This window comes from Bacillus sp. T-10(2022) (assembly GCF_056502895.1).
Map to the genome: position 1 here is coordinate 4,700,369 of NZ_CP113518.1, position 20,614 is coordinate 4,720,982.

The 20,614-nt window shown below is 37.6% G+C and carries 15 protein-coding genes; 3 read left to right on the top strand and 12 right to left on the bottom strand.

From position 1 onward, the window contains the following. Positions 1-325: 325 nt before the first annotated feature. From OSJ91_RS23175 to OSJ91_RS23185, 3 genes are all read left to right on the top strand, one after another. A complete protein-coding gene (locus OSJ91_RS23175) occupies positions 326-1,657 on the top strand; it encodes an amino acid permease (protein ID WP_485891936.1) in 1,332 nt (443 codons plus the stop codon). 398 nt (positions 1,658-2,055) lie between these two features. Beyond that, positions 2,056-2,733, top strand: coding sequence for a FadR/GntR family transcriptional regulator (locus tag OSJ91_RS23180; protein ID WP_485890530.1), 678 nt, complete (start codon positions 2,056-2,058; stop codon positions 2,731-2,733). A gap of 56 nt (positions 2,734-2,789) precedes the next feature. After that, positions 2,790-3,974 (top strand): CynX/NimT family MFS transporter, encoded by a 1,185-nt coding sequence (locus OSJ91_RS23185; protein ID WP_350302952.1) that lies wholly within the window; start codon positions 2,790-2,792, stop codon positions 3,972-3,974. Between the two features lie 367 nt (positions 3,975-4,341). Here the strand turns inward: OSJ91_RS23185 and OSJ91_RS23190 are convergent, their stop codons facing one another. The 12 genes from OSJ91_RS23190 to OSJ91_RS23245 form a co-directional block, all read right to left on the bottom strand. Beyond that, the gene (locus tag OSJ91_RS23190; RefSeq protein WP_485890531.1) at positions 4,342-5,868 is read right to left on the bottom strand and encodes a BglG family transcription antiterminator; all 1,527 of its coding nucleotides are present in this window, start codon (positions 5,866-5,868) and stop codon (positions 4,342-4,344) included. Positions 5,869-6,807: 939 nt separating this feature from the next. Continuing rightward, complete coding sequence (locus OSJ91_RS23195; RefSeq protein ID WP_350300151.1) at positions 6,808-6,981, bottom strand: hypothetical protein; 174 nt, start codon at positions 6,979-6,981, stop codon at positions 6,808-6,810. Between the two features lie 129 nt (positions 6,982-7,110). Beyond that, positions 7,111-8,271 (bottom strand): DegT/DnrJ/EryC1/StrS family aminotransferase, encoded by a 1,161-nt coding sequence (locus tag OSJ91_RS23200; RefSeq protein WP_485890532.1) that lies wholly within the window; start codon positions 8,269-8,271, stop codon positions 7,111-7,113. A 15-nt stretch (positions 8,272-8,286) separates the two neighbouring features. Then, positions 8,287-8,907 (bottom strand): acetyltransferase, encoded by a 621-nt coding sequence (locus tag OSJ91_RS23205; RefSeq protein ID WP_350300153.1) that lies wholly within the window; start codon positions 8,905-8,907, stop codon positions 8,287-8,289. Positions 8,908-9,002: 95 nt separating this feature from the next. Next, entirely contained in the window at positions 9,003-9,587 is a 585-nt protein-coding gene (locus OSJ91_RS23210; protein WP_350300154.1) for a sugar transferase, read from the bottom strand. Between the two features lie 256 nt (positions 9,588-9,843). Beyond that, the gene (locus tag OSJ91_RS23215; protein ID WP_350300155.1) at positions 9,844-11,655 is read right to left on the bottom strand and encodes a polysaccharide biosynthesis protein; all 1,812 of its coding nucleotides are present in this window, start codon (positions 11,653-11,655) and stop codon (positions 9,844-9,846) included. A 26-nt stretch (positions 11,656-11,681) separates the two neighbouring features. Beyond that, positions 11,682-12,413 (bottom strand): tyrosine-protein phosphatase, encoded by a 732-nt coding sequence (locus OSJ91_RS23220; RefSeq protein ID WP_350300156.1) that lies wholly within the window; start codon positions 12,411-12,413, stop codon positions 11,682-11,684. Between the two features lie 60 nt (positions 12,414-12,473). Beyond that, positions 12,474-13,181: a CpsD/CapB family tyrosine-protein kinase gene (locus OSJ91_RS23225; protein WP_350300157.1), complete on the bottom strand. Its 708-nt coding sequence runs from the start codon at positions 13,179-13,181 to the stop codon at positions 12,474-12,476. 23 nt (positions 13,182-13,204) lie between these two features. Then, positions 13,205-13,900, bottom strand: coding sequence for a YveK family protein (locus tag OSJ91_RS23230; protein ID WP_350300158.1), 696 nt, complete (start codon positions 13,898-13,900; stop codon positions 13,205-13,207). Between the two features lie 60 nt (positions 13,901-13,960). Then, positions 13,961-15,316 (bottom strand): nucleotide sugar dehydrogenase, encoded by a 1,356-nt coding sequence (locus OSJ91_RS23235; protein WP_350300159.1) that lies wholly within the window; start codon positions 15,314-15,316, stop codon positions 13,961-13,963. Between the two features lie 642 nt (positions 15,317-15,958). Beyond that, positions 15,959-16,480, bottom strand: coding sequence for a hypothetical protein (locus tag OSJ91_RS23240; RefSeq protein WP_350300160.1), 522 nt, complete (start codon positions 16,478-16,480; stop codon positions 15,959-15,961). 191 nt (positions 16,481-16,671) lie between these two features. Further along, positions 16,672-19,887 carry a toxin Cry1Ac domain D-VI-related protein gene (locus tag OSJ91_RS23245; RefSeq protein ID WP_485890533.1) on the bottom strand — a complete coding sequence of 1,072 codons (3,216 nt, stop codon included), beginning with the start codon at positions 19,885-19,887 and terminating at the stop codon, positions 16,672-16,674. Positions 19,888-20,614: the final 727 nt, after the last annotated feature.

The following is a 20,614-nucleotide window of genomic DNA, read 5'->3' on the forward strand; positions in this document are numbered from 1 at the left end:
TATTTTTCTCTCCTTTCAATATGTATTTTAAAGAATGGAGAATTGCCTAGCGCTATTCGTTAAATTAAATTCGATTCCAGCCCTAAAAAATCACCTATCAGTTTTTTCCTTTGATTCATTTCATAAAATCCAAATATATTAAGATAATAAAAACTATTCCATCTTTGCTGATTAGAAATCTATTCCAGTTTACCTGCCTAAATTGACATTTTTCCGATTCATGATATATTAATATAGCACTTTAGTACGTGAAAGCGTTCAATAATAGAAGAACTTCCTAGTTTTACTGATAGACTATTTTATTAAAAGGAAAGGCATGAATAAAATGGAGAAGACTCATCAAGATTTAAAAAAGGGCCTATTGCCGAGGCATGTCCAGTTCATTGCTTTAGCCGGAATGATAGGAACCGGGATTTTTAAGGGGAGTTCCGATACATTAAATATGGCAGGTCCAAGTGTTGTAATAGCTTATTTAATAGGGGGGCTATTGTTATTTATTGTAATGGCCGCATTAGGGGAGATGGCAACCGCTTTTCCTAATTTGAATGTACAGCATCTCATTAATAAAGCTTTTGGGTTTCAACTATCCTTCATTGTCGGATGGCTCTATTGGTTCAATTGGATTATCGTGATCATTGTAGAAATAGTCGCAGCCGGCAGTTTTCTACAATATTGGTTTCCTACAGTACCATTATGGCTGTTAAGCATACTTTGCGCTTCAGTAATTATAGGAATTAATTTGTTTCAAGTAAAATACTATGGAGAACTTGAATTTTGGTTCGCAGGAATTAAAATAATAACCTTGATTGCCTTTATTATTTTAGGAGCTTTGATCATGCTAGGACTTTTTCCTAGTTCCGCTTCATTTTCTAATTACACGGAACATGGTGGTTTTTTCCCCCAAGGAATTGACGGAATGTTAAGTGCACTTTTAGTGGTAATGTTTTCATATGGGGGTGCAGAATTAATTGGTGTAGCCGTCACGGAAACAAAAGATAGTCAGCGAGTCATACCAAAAATCATTAAAGGAACAGTATGGCGGGTGATTCTTTTCTATGTCTTGCCGATACTTATTATTTGCGGGGTAATACCCTGGAATCAAGTAAGCACTGAAGTAAGTCCTTTCGTTCAGGTTTTCAGCTTATCGGGTCTTCCCGGAGCCGCCGATATCATGAATTTCGTTCTGTTAACAGCTGTCTTATCCGCTGCAAATTCAGGTATATACGCTACCTCAAGGACACTGTTCACTCTTTCCCAGAACGGGGAAGCGCCCAAGGCATTTTTAAAAACAACGAAAAAGGGTATTCCGCTTAATGGTATATTTTTAACTACATTATGCATATTGGCTGGTGTGTTTTTATCCTATTTGTATCCCGACCTGATTTTAAGCTACCTTATGGCCATTCCTGGATTCACGGTTTTATTATTATGGATCAGTATTTGTTCCGCGCAAATGAAGCTGCGTAAGCAATACATTGGCAAACCAGGATTCCGGGTAAAATGGTACCCATATTCAACTATATTAGCCATCACGGCATTAAGCATTATTTTTTTGGCATTTCTCTTTAATAAGCAAAACATCATTGGGACCACAGTATGTCTTGTCACGTTAGTGATATTTATCCTTCTTTCTTTTATTGTCAAACAAAAAAAATAAAAATATTATCCCCCCTGACTTTAATAGGGACTTCAGACTGTAGGCAAACTCGATGAAAATCAAGTTTGCCTACAGTCTTTTTAGTGCTAGAACAATTTGAACGTCGACCATGATTTTAAAACAAACTTGGGTTACGCCTTTGGGGATGAAACCCTCTTTGGATTGAAGAAATTTGCGACACCCCTACCGAATACCTGGCTAACCGAGACCCTGCTGGATGCTTGCTTTGATGAGGCTTGATAGACAGTCGGCGGAAAGGGAGCGGATTTCTGAAATTTTTTTCAGAAGAATAAAAGTGAAACAAATTTGGATTTAAAATACTCGTTTGCTCCATTTTCAACATACATATGTTAAAATAACCAATGACCCAATCATCCTACAAATTAGAGGTGTGTATATTGACCATATCTAAAACAAATCGCTTATCACTTGTAGAGCAAGTGGTTTCCCAAATCGAATCGTTAATCGAATCAGGTGAATGGAAAATTGGAAATCAAATTCCCCCTGAAATGGATTTGATCCAACAGTTCGATGTAAGCAGAAATACATTAAGGGAAGCTGTACGATCACTTGTTTATGCAGGACTTTTAGTAACGAAACAAGGAAAGGGGACATTCGTAAGGTCATCTAGTGCCTTGGGGGCAGCAATTGAAAGAAGGATCCAGCAGTCAAGTTTATTAGAAACGTTAGAGGTCCGTCATGCACTTGAAAGAGAGGGTGCTCAGTTAGCGGCATTAAGACGTAATCAAGAAGATATAGAACGATTGCGGTTTCATATATCAGCATGCAGTAAAGCTGCCGAAGCAAAGGATATCAAGGCTTACGAAGAAGCCGATATACAGTTGCATAAATCGATTATGGGTTCATCACATAATGATTTATTGATTGATTTGTACGAACATATGGAACACTCCCTGTATGAATCGATCCATCAGATAGTGGAGATGAGTTCTGATGTGAACTTTCATTTGAACATTCATTGCAAACTTGTAGATGCCATCATCGAACAAGATGTGAACCGGGCAATCCAAACAGTGAATGAATACATTGCACAATTCAAAAAATCTTTAGAGTAAGTAAGGAGGAGATTATGGGCATTCATCAAGCGGCAAATCAACTAGAACAAACAAAAATGGATATTAAACCCAGAGTTGGACTACTCATCATCGGAATCATCCTTCTTGGGGCAAATCTGAGGGCTCCCTTAACATCGGTTGGCCCCCTTGTCACTTCGATCCGTGATAACTTGGGAATATCAAATACATTATCAGGTTCATTAACGACACTGCCTTTGCTTTCCTTTGCTTTATTATCACCGTTTGCACCTAGGATAGCACGGCGTTTTGGAATGGAGCTTACGCTTTTCCTTTCCTTGATATTACTAACAATCGGAATTGGGATACGCTCAGTTGGCGGAGTGCCGACATTGTTCATAGGGACCATTTTAATCGGGTTAGCCATTGCAATAGGCAATGTATTGTTACCAAGTCTGATTAAACATAACTTTGCCAGGAACATCGGTTTGATGACAGGAACCTATGCTGTTTCCATGAATTTATGTGGCGCAATAGGTTCCGGGATCAGCATTCCCCTTGCTTCTTCATCGGGGTTGGGATGGGCTGGTGCCCTTGGATGTTGGGGAATTTTATCACTTATTACAGTTTTCTTATGGATGCCTCAAATAAGACGGCCATTCAACTCAGGTAAGGATGTACAAACGGCACAAAAGGATAAAAAGATTAACTTATGGCGTTCTGGTTTAGCCTGGCAGATTACATTCTTCATGGGTTTGCAATCGTTTATTTTCTATACAGTAATTACCTGGATGCCGGAAATCCTGGAGCAAAAAGGCCTGAACGCTGATGAAGCTGGTTGGATGCTATCCATCATGCAGCTTGCAGTCATTCCAATAACATTCCTTGTGCCAATTTTAGCTGGTCGCTTACAAAGTCAGCGTTTGTTAGTGGTCCCACCTGTCGTCTTCCTTATTGCAGGGATATTCGGCATATTATATGGAAGCACTCTCTTCATACCAGTATGCATGATATTGATCGGGATTGGAGTTGGAACCATATTCAGTTTATCGATGATGTTCTTTAGTCTTCGAACACAAAGCACCCATGAGGCGACGGAATTATCAGGAATGGCTCAATCATTCGGGTACCTCTTAGCTGCCATTGGACCAGTATTATTCGGCTTGCTTCATGACATTACACACAGCTGGACAGTTCCCTTATTGATGTTGGCCGTAATTTCGGCACTTATTTTCATTGTTGGAATGCGTGCAGGAAATAATGAATATGTAACTACTCGATAAAGCCAGTAAAGGTAAAAAAGGTCCTAAACGGCCATGGCCCCGGTATTGTACCGGGGCCATTTACATACCAGCAACTGATAGCAGTACGAGAGTTTCTATTTCGTGATTATAATTTCGAATAAAGAGAATGGTCTGTGGTTTAAAATTGAGAAGGAATGTATGGCGTTCTCGCTTCGGTCATTTCGTGGCTCCCTTATCTTTAGTAAATTATCAACCTTAAACTCTGTCAGATAAGTAAGTTTCACCTTCTCCTTTTGGAGAAAAAAGAAATGACCTAGGCTTAGACGAGGTAAATTTATTTGCTGCATATTACTGTTCATTATCAGTGGGGTAAAGTACAAAGTGAATAAATGCCTTAAGAATGATCTCAATCAATGTCTTCTTCAAATGGATATAAAATATTAGGATTTAAGCCATACCGATCAATGAAATTCTTTCGAGTGAACATCTTAATTTCTTTTAATTCAGAGGGAGTTGGAAATGAAGAAACTTTATATACAGGAATGTGTTCAATATTAATTAACTGCCCTAAATCTGTGGTTATTAAGATATCAAATCCATTTTTTCTGAAAAGTGAGTCTATATCGGAAAAATCCATTACATAAATATTTAGCTTGTTTCCGAAATGATGTTTTAATACCTCACGAATATAATCTTTCTCTACATATGATCGGCAAATTAATGCAGTCTCTATAACCATTTGGTTTTGTTTTCTTAAAATTGAAGCTTGGACCAACATGAATATCTCTAATATTTCTATATTTTCAAAGGAAATAGCAAATTCATCCGATATGTGTTGTGCTATTTCTTCAATGATCACAAATAATTCATTATTCTCAAAATAAGGAACGAATTGTAAAATATTATTTATTCTCGTATCCGTTTTCAACTGTAAGTCAAACGATATCCCACGAAGAGTTTGCGCAAATTCGTACATGAAAATATCATCCTGAGAAACATCCAGCCCAATTTTCTTTGATAGATTACTTAAAAATTGACCTAAAGGCTTACCGCTATCCGAATTAAGTTTGGAACGAATATACCGAAGTTCTTGGGTACGATTTAAAGACATTTCTTCGCTCATAAAATATAAAGAAAAAAATAAAATTTCAGAAATCTGTTTCTCCCTATTTGGACATTTCACCATGAATTTAAATAGTTTCTTTGATATTTCGAATGCTGTGGATGTTTCATTTTCATCTATAACCACTTTTGGGAATGTCACAAAACAATTATGGGTTATTCGAATGTTGGAGATATGAAGGATTATCGCTAGTCTTTGTATGGCACCCATGTGTAAAGAAGTTGAATGTTCCTTCAATAGCTCCAATAAAGTGTCTTGAAACTCCTTAAGATTAAAGGAAGTAATGAAATCATTTAAATTGCCGGACATATACTCTACATACTGCATGATGAATCTTCTAATCTTTATTTCATCCCCAACAATTTTAAACGGACTATTTGATAATAGAACTTCGGCATTTTTTAATACTTCTTCTATTTTTTCTAACTGTCTGTACACTGTGGAGCGACTAATATGTACTTTTTGAGTAATATATTTTATCGTTACTCCATTGTTAAAAAGAATTAATTCCAAGGTTTGAAAATAGGTGTTTTCACTTTTAAGATGAAACCAAAGTTCTTCTAAAGTGCCATTTTTAGGTTTCATTAACCTTACGCCCTGCACTTCATTCTTATCAATTTTCCATTCAGGCGGAAGACTTGAACTCATATGTAATATATCCCGCCATAATGTGCTTTTTGAATAACCTGTTTTTTTTGATAGCTCCGTTAAACTACACCAGTTATCCTCATAAAATAAATGATACAGCAGTTTTGAATAGCGGTCAGTAAATCGATTCATACAATCACCTTTAACTTTATTGATTTTCATATCTTTTCTTACTAAAACTATTAATATATCGATTGAGCATTAATACCTAATATTTATAATTCCCCCACGCTTTTTTTTAAAGTAACAGAAAATACACACTACTTACTACCCAAATTTACCATAATTTTATTCCTGCGTCGTTTCATATGTGGTATGTGGAAATCAATTATTGAAACTTATCTTTGATGTAACAAGCATGACCCGTCGAATACTATCAACAAGCTATGTATAGTTGTAAGGTTTAAAATGTAAATGCAGTTATTAAATAACCCAAATTAACAATGACGCATTTCATTTTAGAAACAATTTCTTTTGCATTATCAATCGTTAAGCAATAATGGTTTTCTTTACAGCATTCATGTGTTCTGAACAAAAAAAACACCTCATTCTTTTATAGAGGATTTAAGAGAATACACCTTAAAAGAATGCAGTGCTAACTATTTAAATGAGCAACGCCTCAAAAGCAGTGCTCCATGTAAAAAATCGGTAAAGAGGTTTATGAAAATGAAATTCATAGAAGGCATCCATCTTGAGGAGGAAGAACAAATTATTCATAGGTTTAATACAATCCCCAACAAGGTTCAATAGAATATTGAAGATATCGTCTTTATGTTGATGTGATAAATCAAGAAAAAGACTGTGTAGAATTGCAACCTCTACTCAACAATTTTCATAAGGGGAATGTAGATTCTCTACATAAGCCGGGTTAGTCTTTATCAAATGGGATATATGCGCTAATTCGAATTTCTTATGCTTAGCGTCAAAGGAAAGAAGCTCGGCTTTTAAATCATTCCTGTAGATGTAAATAATTTTATATTCCCTTGATTTATAAATAACTTTATCACCAATCTTCATAAGCACGCTCATTTCTAATGTAGATTTAAAAAGGCTCCCAAAAATGAAATCATTTTCAAAAGGTAAGGATTTATATGGGGATATTCATCCAGGATCTTTCTTTTTTAAAATGATGGTATGCAGTTCTATCGCTTTTATATTTTCAACCAGTCTTTTTCTTGTAATCTCAATCTCTCTGAAATTCAAACCATTTCGGTTATTGGATAAACATACTAAATTGTCGATATCTTGATAAATCTGATTAAATGTAATTCTCATATTTGGTTTGCCTCCTTTTCATTGTAAGGAAGGTGAATTATTTTTTAACCGGGCTTTGGTATATCTGCTAAATGTGACTGCATGCAACAGTTCCTTTAATGAATTAACTCGTATCACACGACGAAAGAATCATTGAGCTAATTTGGACGGTTCAAGTACTTCCTTTACAATTTCCACGACACGCTCTTGATCTTCAAATGTCATACCCGAACCGGACGGCAAACATAAACCTTGTTCAAATAACATACTTGAAATGCTTTTATCGCCGCTTTCTGAAAAAAATGCTGCATTTTTAAAGACAGGCTGTAAATGTAATGGTTTCCATACTGGTCTGGACTCAATATTTCCTGCTTCTAACGCATTAATCACGTCACTGGATCGTACCCCATTGATTTTGTCGTCTATTGTTAATACGGTAAGCCAGCGATTCCCCATCGTATCTTTTAATTCAGGCATGAAGGTAATGCCAGGTATGTTCCCTAACGATTTTTTATACCGATCAAAAATTTCTCTCCGAACTTTTACACGGTCATCCAATACTTCTAATTGGGCACGGCCGATTCCAGCTAGAATATTGCTTAAACGATAGTTATATCCAATCGAGCTATGCTGATAATGAAGCGCTGGATCACGTGCTTGTGTAGATAGGAAGAGAGCCTTCTGTAAGTATTCCTCATTATTTGAAACCAGCATGCCCCCTCCAGAAGTTGTTATGATTTTATTTCCATTAAACGAATAAATCCCTATATCACCAAACGCTCCTGTTTGCTTCCCCTTGTAAGATCCACCAAGGGATTCGGCTGCATCCTCTATTAAAGCAACCTTATATTTCCCGCAAATGCTCTTGATCTCATCTACCTTTGCGCTTTGTCCAAATAGATGGACCAAAATTACAGCTTTTGGAATTTTTCGATTTTTCCTTGCATATTCCAAAGCCAGTTCCAATGCCTTAGGTGACATATTCCATGTATCAGATTCGGAATCAATAAAAACAGGCTTCGCACCTTGATAGATGATAGGATTTGCACTGGCTATAAAAGTTAATGAGGAACAGAATACAGTATCACCAGTGGTGACTCCCAATACTTGCAATGCCAAATGAATGGCCGCAGTTCCTGAACTTACTGCCAACGCCCCCTTAGTGCCTGCATATTTGGCAAATTCTTCTTCCAAAGCTTTTACGTTCGGTCCTAGTGGCGCTATCCAATTTGTCTCGAACGCTTGGCTAATGTACATTTGTTCCTTCCCACTCATATGAGGAGGCGAAAGATACAATCTTTTATTCTCCATCCCACACACTCCTTATTATATTATCCTAGCTGGGGACCCCACAGCGGTAGATGCATCAGAAATGTCTTTAATAACGGTTGACCCGGCACCAACCGTACACCATTCCCCTATCGTTATGCTAGGTATGACCGTAGATCCAGCTCCTATCAAGGTACCAGTTCCTACCTTGACAGCTCCTGTCAGGGTAGCACTTGGTGCTATATGGATAAAGTCATCAAGATGGGTATCATGCTCAATGACTGAAGACGTATTTACAATGACGTGATTCCCGACTTTAGCGCCAGCGTTCAAGACGACATTAGGCATAATGACCGTTCCTTTACCTATCGAGACATTTTTACCCACTATAGCAGTTGGATGAATGACTGTCTCATAATCCATTACATCTAAATTCAGATCGTTTACGATTTTTAATCTTAAATCGTTCCTGCCTATCGCAATAATTACCTTATATTCAAAATGAATAAACAAGCTTCTATAGCTTAAGATGGGGCCAAAATATACATTTCCCTTTCTTTTCAGCACTTCGTATTGATCATCTAAAATAGCCATGAGCCGATATTCACCCATTGCTTCAACAATATCTTGAACAACTTTTGAGTGCCCGCCCGCACCGATTATTACGATTTTCTTCAATTCAAATCACTTCTCACATCATCAAATTTGGAGTTTCTTGTTTCCTCGAGGTACAGTTGAATTTTGGTAAACGTCAATCAATATCATTTATCCTATTATCCAACAAATTTTTGGGTTGTGACATGTCCTTCCTGGGTAATGGCTTCTTGTTTACATACCTTAATCAAGGTAAGGTATATGATTTTCATATCCAGTAAAAAGGATTGATTTTCAACGTACCAGACATCAAGCTCAAACTTTTTCTCCCACGAGATTGCATTTCGTCCATTCACTTGGGCCCAACCCGTCATTCCAGGCCGGACATCATGCCTCCTTGCTTGTTCGGGAGTATATAATGGGAGATATTCCATTAATAATGGCCGTGGGCCTACAAAACTCACATCGCCTTTCATGACATTAAATAATTGAGGTAATTCATCTAAACTTAATTTTCTAAGTAATTTCCCAAAATCGGTTAATCTCCTCTCATCAGGAACCAAATCCCCTTTTTCATCTTTTTCATCTGTCATCGTTCTGAACTTATACAAATAAAATGGTTTTCCATTAAGTCCTGGACGCTCCTGCTTAAAAATGACAGGTGAACCTAATTTCAAACGGATGAGGATGACGATAAACAGCATAAGAAGTGAACAGGATATAAGCGCCAGACAAGATATCAAAAATTCAAAAGCCCGTTTCATTTTTTCCTCCCAAATTATCATTGTGTATCGTTATCAAGTAAACGAAGGAATTCTTCAGATAGCTATACAGAATTCTAGTGATTAATTGAAAATTACTTCGCATCTATTATTCTTACTTCTCTTTAACACTTTTAAATAAGTGGATATATTACCCAATTTTCATTCATTAAAAAACGCAAATTATTAAATTTGAATGTGTAACACTTGCTTTACTTTTTTTGAATAATCGCTAACATCACCTGGATTTGAGGCATTATCACTGTATGTGAATTTTGTTATTCTTCCTGTAATTCGACAAATCAAGCATTCTATCTTTTAACGTTTCTTCGCTCATGTCATCATATGTTGTGATGATCTCTTTTATCGCTTTCCAATTTACTTCTCTTGGTTTTCCAATATGGATTTGCGGGTAAATCTGATTCAAATAAACTTCGTCTTCCCCAAGCAATTCTTCGTATAATTTTTCACCTGGCCGGATTCCAGTATAAGTTATCCCAATTTCTTCAACGGTGTAGCCTGACAGTTGGATAAGCTTTTTAGCGAAATCGATAATTTTGACAGGTTCGCCCATATCAAGTACGAATACCTCTCCGCCTTTGGCCAGAACCCCTGCCTGAATGACTAATCTTGAAGCTTCCGGAATCGTCATGAAATAGCGAATCATATCCGGATGAGTGACCGTCAAAGGTCCCCCTTTTTTTATTTGTTTTTTAAAGAGTGGAATGACGCTGCCATTGCTGCCAAGGACATTTCCAAATCGGACCGTTACAAATTTAGTATGACTAGACAAACTCTTATACTGGATCATCATCTCGGCCAAACATTTAGAGGCACCCATTATACTTGTCGGATTTACGGCTTTATCTGAAGAAACCATGACAAAAATATCCACCATGCCAGCCTCCGATGCCTCCGCAACATTCATAGTGCCTATCATATTATTTTTCACCGCTTCTTTAGGGTTGGACTCCATAAGCGGTACATGCTTATGGGCGGCTGCATGATAGACGATATTAGGCCTATGATGGTCGATTACCTGAAACATCCTCCGGCGGTCCTGAATGTCCGCGATTTCGGTCACGATCTCAATTGTATCTGCATAAGCCCCCCGCAATTCCAACTCGATCGCATAAATGCTGTTTTCACCATGTCCAAGCAATACAATTTTAGCTGGATTATACTTCATGATCTGACGACAGATTTCCGATCCAATTGAACCGCCGGCACCGGTTACTAAAATTGTGCTATCAACAATCCTTTCTGAGATCCCTTCATCATCAAGTTGAACGGGTAAGCGACCCAATAAGTCTTCCATCTGGATATCCTGCAATTCATTAATTGGAACCTTCCCTTGAACAATCGCCTCCAGGCTAGGGACAATTTGAGTCTTTTTGCAAGCTTTGGTGCATTCCGAAAGAATCGCATTTATTTCCTCTCTTTTCAAAGAAGGGATTGCAATCACGATATGTTCGATCTTGTATTGCTCGACCACATGAGAAATATGTTTTGTTGCTGCTACTACAGGTATATTGAAGATTTCTAAACTTAGCTTCGCTTTATCATCATCAACGAATGCAACCGGGACTAAGTCTATATTGCTGGATTTTAACAACCGACTCGTTATCATCGTCCCTGCAGACCCTGCTCCAACGACCAACGTTCTTTTTTTATTGGGTGATTGCTTAATGTATCGTTCAAAATAGATCCTCCATGCCAAACGTGAGCACCCAATCATGGCCATATATAGAATACAAGTAATGAAAAGTTCTCTACTATATAGAAAATGGGTAAAATATAGCTGAAAGGCGGCCGTAATGGTAATAGAAAAGGCCGTTACTATGAATATATTAAACATTTCCTTGATACTGGCGTATTCCCAAGCCTTTTTATACTGTTTCAAATAAACAGTAAAGAAATAATGACACACAAGCAAAATAAGCGTAATTATCATTGTAAATGCTGGTATTTCATCATACGGATGTATTAACCAGTAACTTAAAAATACAGCCGTCACAACAACCGAAGCGTCCAGAAAGACTAATGTGAAAAGCCGGTTATAGTATGTCAAATCTACTTCTCCCCATATTAATATTTTTAGTCAAACAAGAATTCTTTAACTTTCATCCCGTATAATACATTCTCGGCATTTTCATTATAGGCGTCGACTATTTCTGGTCCGAAATTCTTTTCAATCAACTTATGTGCTTCCCTGAGTTGAAAACCTCTGTTACTTACATTATGAGCATCTGATGCAATAAAATGAGAAAGACCTGATTGAACTAAATATTTGGAAAACCTTTTTGTTCTCCATCCGAATTTACCCGTGATGCTCCCTGCAGTTATTTGTGAATACGCACCCTTCCAAATCATTTCTTTTAGAAGTTGCGGATTTTTTATTATTTCCAAGTTCCGCTCTGGATGAGCAATGATCGGTGTCAGCCTTTTCAATTGCAGTTCATAAATTAATCGTTCCGTATACCTTGGCACATGGTTTGAAGGCAGCTCGAGAAGGATGTACTGCGAACCATTCAAGCCCATGATTTCGTTATTATCATAATCATCTGAAAGTTCATCAGATATCCTGATTTCCTGCCCTGGCCATACTTTTAGCCCGATTTCCAGTTCATCTAGCACCAGGTTCAATTTTGCAGCTTCATTCACGACTTTTTGCTTATCATTTTCATATATCCCCTTATTATAATGAGGGGTTGCAATAATGTTGGAAATCCCTTGATCTACAGCTTTTCTCGCCATTTCTATACTTTCTTGGATATCTCCAGCACCATCATCCATCTTCGGTAAAATATGACTATGAATATCAATCATCGTTATCCCCTCTTTAACCTAACCCGAATGCTATATTTAACAACTTCCAAACTACTTATTTTATTTCCCATAGTAGTAGTATTCGTCAGGATATTTTTGTTTTTTCTTATTTAGGATTGCGCCCAAAAGCTTTGCATTTGCATTCTCAAGTAATTCCTTTGCTTTTTGTGCTTGATGTATTTCAGTGCTCCCGCTGCTCAACACCAAAACCACGCCGTCTGTCATACTCGCTAGTACTTGAGCATCTGTGACTGCATTAACAGGCGGTGTGTCCAGGATTACTAAATCATAATGCTGCTTTGCTTCATCCAACACTGTCACCATTCCGTTAGAACCAAGCAACTCCGATGGGTTTGGAGGGATTGGTCCACTTGTCAACACATCTAAATTGGGATAAATGGAAGGTTGTACAGCATCAAGCAATTGATTTTGCTTTGAAATGATATTCGTTAACCCCAAGTAGTTCTCCATATTAAAGTTAGTATGAACACTCGGCTTTCTCAAATCTGCATCTATGATGAGAATGCGTTTCCCTTGCTGAGAAAAAACTGCTGCGACATTGATTGAAGTCGTCGATTTTCCTTCACCTGCATTTGCAGAGGTAAAAATCATCGACCTTATGTCTTTTTCCACAGCGGAAAATTGAAGGTTCGTTCTAATCGTCCTATATTGCTCCACAACCGGTGACTTCGATTTCAACATGGAAATACTGCTTCTTTTTTTTATCTCAGTCGTTTTATGTCGTTTATTGCGTGTCAAGCTTTTCACCTCTTGAGGTTCTGATTACAGATTTATAATTTCCGGTTTTTTTTATTTTCGATTAAATTTACGATGCCTAGCATCGGGATTTTTAAATGTTCTTCAATATCAGACTCAACCTTGATTGTCTTGTCTAAAAATTCGATCATGAATGTAAGAATTAAACTTATGATTAACCCTGCAAAACATGCAACGATCGTATTCATGATCGGATTCGGTTTTATAGGTGAGGAATTATCTCCTATATTTGCTTTGGATAAGACATTGACATTGTCAACATTCATAAGCGTTTTTATTTCATCTTGGAATATATCCGTAATTGCACTTGCAACACTAACAGCAATTTTAGGGTCAGCCCCCTCAACTTTAATGGTGAAAATTTGTGAATTCCCATTACTGACAATTTTGATTTGTTCCGATAATGCTGAATTTGACATGTCAAGATTCAGTCGTTCTTTGACTTTTTCTAACATCATTGGACTTTTTATGATTTCGCTGTACGTTTCAATCAATTGAATATTGGTTTGAATCTCTCCTACATTGTAAAGTTCTGACTTTTCTTTAGATTGATTGACTAAGATTTGTGTAGAAGCTTGGTAAACAGGTGAAAGAATGAAAAAGCTAACGATTCCCGTCATTGCCGTTAATAAGGTTGTGAAGATGATAATGAGCACGATGCGTTTTTTCATCATTTGAAAAAGATCTTTTATATTGAGTGCCTCCGCCATTCAATCAACTCCAATCCATGTAAAATACTTTCCGTTTATCCATTTTCTAATTTCCAATTCCTATAATTTTGCGACCTTATCAGAAAACAGTCCATTTTCCTCCATCACATTTTTGGAATCGAATATTAATGAAGCATGATCATGGACACTTTTCCAGTCAAAACAATTGTGTGGTGTTCCAATGACAACTAAATCGGCTTTTTGAAGAATGGCAGCTTCGTATTTTACCACCTGTAGAACCTGTTCATTGATTCGGATTTCTTTTGCATAGGGTTCGATGACGGTTAGATTCTGGACCTTGTTTTGTAATCGTTCAAGTAAGCGGACGACCGGGCTTTCTCTTAAATCATCAATATCACTTTTGTAAGTTGCACCTAAAACCACAACATGTGAGTGTTTCATGAGCTTGTCATTGGCTGCAAGCAGTTCAAGTATGCGCGTATAAGAATAGTGAATCATTCCGTCATTAATATCCCCAGCCAATTCAATCATTTTTGTCCGATGACCATGTTCTTTTGCTTTATAGAGCAAGTAGTATGGATCGACCGGTATGCAATGCCCGCCGACACCAATGCCTGGGGTGAATTTCATGAACCCGTATGGTTTTGAAGAAGCCGCATTGATCGTTTCCCATATATCAATTTCCAAATCATTACATAAAACCGTCATTTCATTCACCAAAGCCATGTTAATCCATCGGAAAGTGTTCTCAAAGATTTTGCTTAATTCTGCAACACGAATCCCATTAACACGATGAGCTGTTGGACCGATGAACTTGCAAGCTAGATCTGTACAGGTTTCCGTCATTCCCCCGACAACCTTTGGAGTGTTGCTTAAATTAAACCTTTTATTTCCCGGATCTATTCTTTCCGGGGAATATGCTACAAAAAGGTTCTTCCCAATCCCATAGCCTCTTTCTGTTAATGGTGTACAGATATATTCTTCTGTCGTTCCTGGATATGTTGTACTTTCCAAAATAACCAATGTACCTTCTTTCACATGTTCAGCGACAATTCTCCCTACATCCCTAACATACGAGATATCAGGTTCCTTCAAATTATTAACTGGGGTCGGAACACAAATCAAAAGGACATTCATGTCTCCGAGCAGCTTCATATCCGTCGTCGCTGTAAATTGCTTTTGGTTTATCAATTCTCTAAGCCCGTCATTATCTACATCATTGATATAGTTAATTCCGCTATTTAAACTTTCCACTTTTGTCTCAGAGACATCGAATCCTGTCACCGTATAACCTTTAGATGCATAATGGCAAGCAGTTGGGAGACCAACATAACCCAATCCAATCACTCCGACTTTAGCGGTCTTGTTCTTTAAATCTCTTTGCAAAGCAGATTTGTGCGAGTATTGGCCATTATTTTTTTGTTGCTCTCTTTCTCGTTTTATTGCTGTTATCATGATTCAACTCCTCCATTTCCCTTACCAGAACATAACGAACATTTAAAATTAGTAGGCCACAATGAATATTCAATACAAATAAACTAACAAATTCCTAACGCTATCTTTCTTAATCAGCTAAATCGACCAGATATATCATTTATATTTTATAGTTGATCTACATTCCTAGAAATCAGCCTTAAAAATTGCCTTGTAAGTTTCCCGTTAATTTTTATCGCCAGCATTAATAAATTATCATAATTATTTTTGTTGCTGGTTCCAGATTTCGAATGAAGCGTTCTGTTTTTGATTCATCTACCCTATTTAACCAGAATCACCTGTTCTTTTGACGTGAGGTACTAGCCATAAAATCCCGTACAAGTGCATGTTTAGGGTAAAACTAAATCTGTTTTTAGCCAACACACCTATATCCATAATTAAATATTTCATTTTGAATAAGAACTTAATCCCACACATTTCACGTTTATAATGGACGTCCCTCAATTAGCAAACAGTTGATAAAAAACGAACATAGTCTTTCTCTATCCGATACTCCATTCTTCCTATCGTTCAAGAAATACAAATCCCCCGATTGAATGGCCTTTAACCGGGGTGCCATTCATCGGGGGAACTCCAATGTTCAGTCAAAACGCGAATTACATACTACTTTTCAGGTTCTTCCTCTGTCATGTCCTTCACTTTGTTAATAGTCCATTCCTGCTTATCTTTCGTTTCAGTATTTTCATACCGCACCTTGTAAGGTCCCTTTCCTTCAATCACATAGTATCCATTTCCTTTTACACTTTTTCCAGGAGCCAGTTTCGTCCCCAGATTATCTCCTGGATAGATACGTAGTTTTTTACCCTCTTGATTCCATACCGACATTTCAAAAACGTCTACAAATTTTTCTTCTGCCGTTTTATTAGTTGCCTTCAGCTGTAACTGTAAAACTTTTTTCCCTTTTTGATCTGGGTGCTCGAGCTGCAATGCTTCTTCAACCCCAATACTTACGCCAGATATGTCTTTCTCCTCTCCTGCATCACCTTTAGCGGTGGAGTCCGTTTGCTTCGGCACTGCTACTGGATCATCCTTAGTATCCTTTTCTCCTGACATGCAGCCTGTCAAAAATATACTTAATGTGAATATACAGATTCCAATACTTCTGAACCTTCTCTTCAATATCATGATTCCACTCCTTTTAAAAAATATAAATCCTTCTTAAAGAGAGATTCTTCACTACCTTTTATCTCATTTAAAAATTGGACTTCCTTTCCTTGAAACGAAAAAATACTCAAACACTTTAAGAAGCGTTTTCAAACATGTAAGAAGGACCCACTTCCAATAGGAGAGGCCTTCTCACATCATTATCAAATTGATTATTTTACTACTGTTTTTGCTATTTCTCCTCCAACTACTAGAGGTCCATTGTCAACTTCAATGACATCTCCTGCTTGCAATCTTCGATTAACCCCATTTTCATCCACAATAAACCGGCTGTAAATTTGGTAACTTCCATCTGGATTAATGAATCCTGCCCCAGTCTGAGTATGGGACACTGTTCTCTGCGCTATTCCATTCACTAGCAAACGGAGACTCTTAGTTCCCTCCGGTGCCTTGCCCGTAACATAATCGGCATTAGGAGCTACAGGATTCACCTGCAGTTTCTCCGCTTCCTTGATTACCGTAGTATGAGCTTGTAGGTTCGATGGAGTCCGAACACCGTAGTCAACCGTTACGATATCGCCTACTTGTAGGGTTTTATTATTTCCATTCTCATCTACTCCTACATACTTACTGTATATACTGAATGTTCCATCTTCATTGACAGGTGCCGTACGCAGTGCTTCGCCATTTACCAATAAGCGAACGATAGTTGCCCCTTCAGGAGCAGTTCCAGTTATAACTTCTGCATTTGGATACACAGGATTGATCTTTACAGGTTCACTCGGCATAAACTGTACTACCCTAACAGATGAACTCTCGCTGACATTCCCAGCCGTGTCGGTAAGGGTAACAGTAATAACCGTATGGACTGGTTGATTTGGAATCGCAACCGCGAATTTCCCGTCTGGACCTACAACTCCTGTATATTTCTTGGAATTAATGGTGACGGTCACATTTGCTTCAGGTTCACCGCTTCCTGTTACTTCTTTACTGTTTGTTGTAACTTCATTTAGTTTCGGTGCATTTGGAGCCGTTATATCTTTATCCAATAAATCTTGCGCTTTGTTCAGTAAATCTTGCAGACGGTCTTTTTCTGCACCTTCAGGAAGTTTATTGACCGCTTTTTGTGCTTCGTCAATCTCCCCTTGATCCGTCGTGTCTTCCAATGTATCGAACTTATCATCCGTGAACAGATCTTCCACTTTGTTCTTCGCATCGGTTAGGTCTTTTTCTGCTTGTTCTTTTTTGTTCAATAGATCTTTCGCTTTGTTCAATAAGTCTTGCAGACGGTCTTTTTCTGCACCTTCAGGAAGCTTATTGACCGCTTCTTGGGCTTCGTCAATCGCCCCTTGATCCGTCGTTCCTTCCAATGTATCGAACTTATCGTCCGTGAACAGATCTTCCACTTTGTTCTTCGCATCGGTTAGGTCTTTTTCTGCTTGTTCTTTTTTGTTCAATAAATCTTGCGCTTTGTTCAATAAGTCTTGCAGACGGTCTTTTTCTGCACCTTCAGGTAGCTTATTGACCGCTTCTTGGGCTTCGTCAATCGCCCCTTGATCCGTCGTGTCTTCCAATGTATCGAACTTATCATCCGTGAACAGATCTTCCACTTTGTTCTTCGCATCGGTTAGGTCTTTTTCTGCTTGTTCTTTTTTGTTCAATAAATCTTGCGCTTTGTTCAGTAAATCTTGCAGACGGTCTTTTTCTGCACCTTCAGGTAGCTTATTGACCGCTTCTTGGGCTTCGTCAATCGCCCCTTGATCCGTCGTGCCTTCCAATGTATCGAACTTATCGTCCGTGAACAGATCTTCCACTTTGTTCTTCGCATCGGTTAGGTCTTTTTCTGCTTGTTCTTTTTTGTTCAATAAATCTTGCGCTTTGTTCAATAAGTCTTGCAGACGGTCTTTTTCTGCACCTTCTGGAAGCTTATTGACCGCCTCTTGGGCTTCATCAATCGCCCCTTGATCCGTCGTGCCTTCCAATGTATCGAACTTATCGTCCGTGAACAGATCTTCCACTTTGTTCTTCGCATCGGCTAGGTCTCTTTCTGCTTGTCCATCCACATCTTTTCCTAATTCAATCTTTTTTGTTTTACCAAATTCAATATTGAAATTCTCTGGATTGCCACTAATTGATTGAGCTATGTTATAACGATACATAGCTTTCCAAGTAAGATTGCCACCGGATTTGCCCACATAACTATTTGCAGGATCACCTGTCGCACTCGTCCAGAGTTTTACCATGCCCGTATCCATACTCATCGTAAGCGAGCTACTTAAATTATTTAATGCTTGTTTTTTCATTGAAGACAATACAACACTCTCTGGATTATTAAAATCAATGGTGGATACTTTATTTTCCACTTCCAAAGCATGACCCTCTTCTGTTGTTATATGAAGTTTTGCTTGATCATTAATGTTCGCTGGCCCATAAAGTGAGACCATTGGATATGAATCAGTTCCCGTTCTATTCATTTGTACATCTGCACCGGCATCCACGTTAAATGATTTTAACTTTCCAGATTGGGTAACTCCTTTTTGTCCATCAATCTCTACCTTTGCATTAGCTCCAACGGAAAAATCTGCATCACCGCCTGTTGCAGAAAATATTCCATACCCACTTTTATTTGTATGAATTTTCACTTTAGCATTTGGTGCGATCTTAAATTGAGGTTCTTTTGCAACAGACCATATAAGAGCATGGCTACTATTATGGCTAATGTAAGTCACACCTTCAAATTCCACACTACCGGTTTCTGCCAGTTCATGAGTTGCTGATGAACCTGGTACTGTATTGTCATTAATATAGATGTCGTTAACTCCTTTGAAAATTGCCTTCCCGTTACGGTTAAATATTAGTTGAGGTCCGCTGTAATTTACATTTTCGAATATTTGTTCTACATTTTTTGTTCCATCATGTATGGTAACGAAACCGTAATAGTTCTTTCCATTAATATGCGCGTCTTTTACATGGACACTGCTTAATAAATTACTATTACCGTTGGCATAGATACCACCTGTTGATCCTGTTGATCCTGTTTCCGTTATTGTATGGTTATTACCATCAATCACGATTTCCGTTTTTGCTGGGTGAATTTTAATCGCTCCGCTGATATCAATGTTTTGTCCAAGATGAATCGTTGTAATGCCATTATCCGCCTCTAAAGCAACCTTCAACTCTTGAAAATTATTGACGACTGCTTCATTTATCATCATTTTTGAAGCTGCTTTCCCTGAAGATTGAGTTTCGGTTGTTTGTGTACGAGCTTCTTGATTTTTCACCCCAGACTCTTGTGAATTCGAACTTTCCTCATTCTTAGGTGTGGATAGTTCTTCTGCAAATCCTGCACTTGGCATTAATAGAGAACTTGCTAATAGAAATGATGTTGTCATAACGTTAATAGGTTTTAACATTTTACTTTTCTTCATAAAAGAAACGCTCCTCTAAAAAATGATTTTACTTACAAGATTAATAATACTTTTTTTCGAGAAGTACCTCGTTCCAATAATGATTCATAAAAAATCATTTTAGGAACCACATTAGGGCATTAAACATCAATTTTCATGTGATTATTTTCATTTTTGGCGATGTGTTTAATCGGAAGAAATGATCGAGCATTTTATAAAAGCATATCTTCTTACCCAATCCACCGTCCAAAATTCAAAGTTTCTTTTAGGGGGTAACATCATTATGGTTATATAACTAAAAATGTGATAAGTGAAACCATTGGTTCCGTCTTATCACATTTACGCTTGAAAGGATTTATCCTTTAACATTCCCTGAAGAGTTTCTTCTATTTTTCTTATAGCTCATTGTCATAACGTTCCGTCGGATTACATGAACATATATATCATCCAGCGCACTTGGTACACGCCCATAGAACTTTTCACCGTAATCTCCTTACATATCCCTTATACTTTCATTCACCCTTTTTTTCCATGGGCACTTTTAAGAAAGGATAGTGAAGTTATTAAAATGAGGGTGATTTTCAGCGTATTTATTTCTTGTTCATTTAATAAAAGATACATCAAAAAGAAGACTAAAAAGGCTTGAATAAAATAGATCCTGTATTTCAATAGGGTGAACCAAGTTTGTGACACCCATAGTAAAAAAAAGTTAAATTGCTTCGACATCATCTTTCTCCTTTATCATGAT

Bases quoted from the DNA above. Each gene is read 5' to 3' on its own strand.
- OSJ91_RS23210 (WP_350300154.1), bottom strand. From the start codon at position 9,587: ATGAAACGGGCTTTTGAATTTTTGATATCTTGTCTGGCGCTTATATCC.
- OSJ91_RS23200 (WP_485890532.1), bottom strand. From the start codon at position 8,271: ATGGAGAATAAAAGATTGTATCTTTCGCCTCCTCATATGAGTGGGAAG.
- OSJ91_RS23190 (WP_485890531.1), bottom strand. From the start codon at position 5,868: ATGAAAATCAATAAAGTTAAAGGTGATTGTATGAATCGATTTACTGAC.
- OSJ91_RS23240 (WP_350300160.1), bottom strand. From the start codon at position 16,480: ATGATATTGAAGAGAAGGTTCAGAAGTATTGGAATCTGTATATTCACA.
- OSJ91_RS23185 (WP_350302952.1), top strand. From the start codon at position 2,790: ATGGATATTAAACCCAGAGTTGGACTACTCATCATCGGAATCATCCTT.
- OSJ91_RS23230 (WP_350300158.1), bottom strand. From the start codon at position 13,900: ATGGCGGAGGCACTCAATATAAAAGATCTTTTTCAAATGATGAAAAAA.
- OSJ91_RS23220 (WP_350300156.1), bottom strand. From the start codon at position 12,413: ATGATTGATATTCATAGTCATATTTTACCGAAGATGGATGATGGTGCT.
- OSJ91_RS23235 (WP_350300159.1), bottom strand. From the start codon at position 15,316: ATGATAACAGCAATAAAACGAGAAAGAGAGCAACAAAAAAATAATGGC.
- OSJ91_RS23195 (WP_350300151.1), bottom strand. From the start codon at position 6,981: ATGAGAATTACATTTAATCAGATTTATCAAGATATCGACAATTTAGTA.
- OSJ91_RS23245 (WP_485890533.1), bottom strand. From the start codon at position 19,887: ATGAAGAAAAGTAAAATGTTAAAACCTATTAACGTTATGACAACATCA.
- OSJ91_RS23175 (WP_485891936.1), top strand. From the start codon at position 326: ATGGAGAAGACTCATCAAGATTTAAAAAAGGGCCTATTGCCGAGGCAT.